Source organism: Neoroseomonas rubea, from assembly GCF_016106015.1.
In the GTDB taxonomy this organism is placed as follows: Bacteria; Pseudomonadota; Alphaproteobacteria; order Acetobacterales; family Acetobacteraceae; genus Neoroseomonas; species Neoroseomonas rubea.
Map to the genome: position 1 here is coordinate 1 of NZ_JACADQ010000479.1, position 2292 is coordinate 2292.

General features: G+C 72.3%; 1 protein-coding gene and 1 pseudogene. Both read left to right on the forward strand.

The genetic code is table 11. The annotated features are described in order from the left end of the window. The coding region (locus HW577_RS23885; protein WP_198378600.1) for a mechanosensitive ion channel domain-containing protein at positions 1–2078 on the forward strand (2078 nt) is incomplete at its 5' end. Between the two features lie 6 nt (positions 2079–2084). Continuing rightward, positions 2085–2292 (forward strand): annotated as a pseudogene (locus HW577_RS23890) (M81 family metallopeptidase); the annotation flags it as partial.

Sequence of the window (2292 nt, forward strand, 5' to 3'; positions counted from 1 at the left end):
CCGCCGCCGCCCCCGCCCCGGCGCCGGCCACGCCGCCTGCCGCCCCGGCGGCCGAGGAACCGGCCATCCTCGCCCCCAACACGCTCGGCGCGCAGCTGCTGACCGGCGCCTCCCAGCGGCTTGCCGCGCTGTCGGAACAATTGGTCACGGCCGCGCAGGCGATCGCGGACCTGCCTTCGGTCGTGCGCTGGCTGTCCGGCGTCGCGCGCGACCCGGTCACGCAGTACCGGGTGATGGACGCGGCGTGGAAGCTGCTGCTCGTCATCGGGCTCGGGCTGATGGCCGAATGGGGCGTGGCGCGGCTGCTCGCGCGCGCGCGGGACCGGCTCGATTCCCGCGCGCCGGAGGAAGGGGGCGCGATCTCCCTGCTGCGGCGCATCCCGCTCGTCGTCGCGCGGCTCGGGCTCGATCTCATCCCGATCGCCGCCTTCGCCATCGTCTCCTACGGGCTGATCGGCGCGGTCGGGCCGCTGCCGACGACCGAGCTGGTGATGCTCACCGTCAACAACGCCTACATGGCCTCGCGCGCGGTGATGGTCATCTCCCGCATGGCGCTCTCCCCGGCCTCGCCCATGCTGCGGCTGCTGCCGGTGGCGGACGAGACGGCGGCCTACATCACCGTCTGGCTGCGGCGCATCACCGTCGTGCTCGTCATCGGCTTCGCGGTGGCGGAAGCGGGGCTGCAATTCGGCCTGCCCTGGACGGCCTATGACTCCATCCTGCGCGTCTCCCTGCTGCTCGCGACGCTGTTCCTCGTCATCGTCATCCTGCAGAACCGGACGCATGTCTCGGCGGTGCTGCGCGCGCCCGCGCTGAAGGAGGGCGAGTCCGTCGAAGGTTCCCGCCGCTTCCTGCGCGGGGTGCGCGACCGGGCGGCGGAGACCTGGCATTTCTTCGCCATCGCCTGGCTGATCGCCGCCTGGGGCGTCTGGGCGCTGGAGGTCGATGGCGGCTTCTGGCGGCTGATCCGCGTCTCCGGCATCACGCTGCTCGTGCTGGTCGGCGCGCGGCTGGCCGACATCGCCATGCGGCGCGGCCTCGCCCGCGCCTTCCGCATCAGCCCCGACCTCGCGCGCCGCTATCCGGGGCTGGAGACGCGGGCGAACCGCTATTTGCCGATCCTCAAGGGCATCTTCTCGGGCCTGATCGGCGCGATGACGCTGCTGTTCCTGCTGGAAGCCTGGGGGCTCGACGCCTTCGCCTGGTTCGGCCAGGGCAAGCTCGGCAACCGGCTGGTGGGTTCGCTCATGTCGATGGGCTTCACCATCCTCGCCGGCATGGCGGCGTGGGAGGCGGCGAACGCCGGGATCCAGCGCCATCTCGCGAGCCTGTCGCGCGATGCCAAGGCGGCGCGCAGCGCCCGCGTGCGCACCCTGCTGCCCATGCTGCGCACGGCGCTGATGATCACCATCGTGATCGTCGTCGCCTTCATCATCCTGACCGAGATCGGCGTGAACGTCGCCCCGCTGATCGCCGGCGCCGGCGTCGTCGGCATCGCCGTCGGCTTCGGCTCCCAGACCCTGGTGCGCGACATCATCACCGGCGTCTTCCTGCTGTTCGAGGACGCGCTGGCGGTGGGCGACGTGGTGCAGGTGGGCGGGCTGTCGGGCGTGGTCGAGCAGTTGTCCATACGCTCGATCAAGCTGCGCGCGGTCGATGGCAGCCTGCACATCATCCCCTTCTCCGCCGTCACCACCGTGACCAACCAGACGCGCGACTTCGCCTTCGCCGTGCTCGACATCAGCGTCGACTACCGGGAGGACACCGACCGGGTGGCCGAGGCGATGCGCGGCGTCGCGGCCGAGATGCGGGAGGATGCGAAGTGGCGCCCCGCGATCCGCGACGACCTCGACATCATGGGCGTCGAGCGCCTGGCGGATTCCGGCGTGGTGATGCGCGTGCGGCTCAAGACCGAGCCGTCCCAGCGCTGGGCCGTGGCGCGGGAGATGAACCGCCGCATCAAGAAGCGCTTCGAGGAACTCGGCATCGAGATCCCCTATCCGCACCAGAAGCTGGTCATCGAGAATGCCGAGGACCGGCACCCCGCCCAGCCCGCGCCGGCGCGGGCGGAGGACTAGCCGCCCATGGCCGCCGCCCCGCCGCGCATCGCGCTCGCCGCCTTCATGCTGGAGAGCAACGGCCACGCCCCGCCCGCGGGCCGTGCCGAATTCGAGGCCGCCTGCTGGCTGGAGGGCGCGGTGCTGGCCGCGGACCTCGCCCGCCCCGCCCCGCGCGCGCCCACCGCGCTGACCGGCTTCATCCGCGCCATGGATGGCGGGCGGCCCTGGCGGG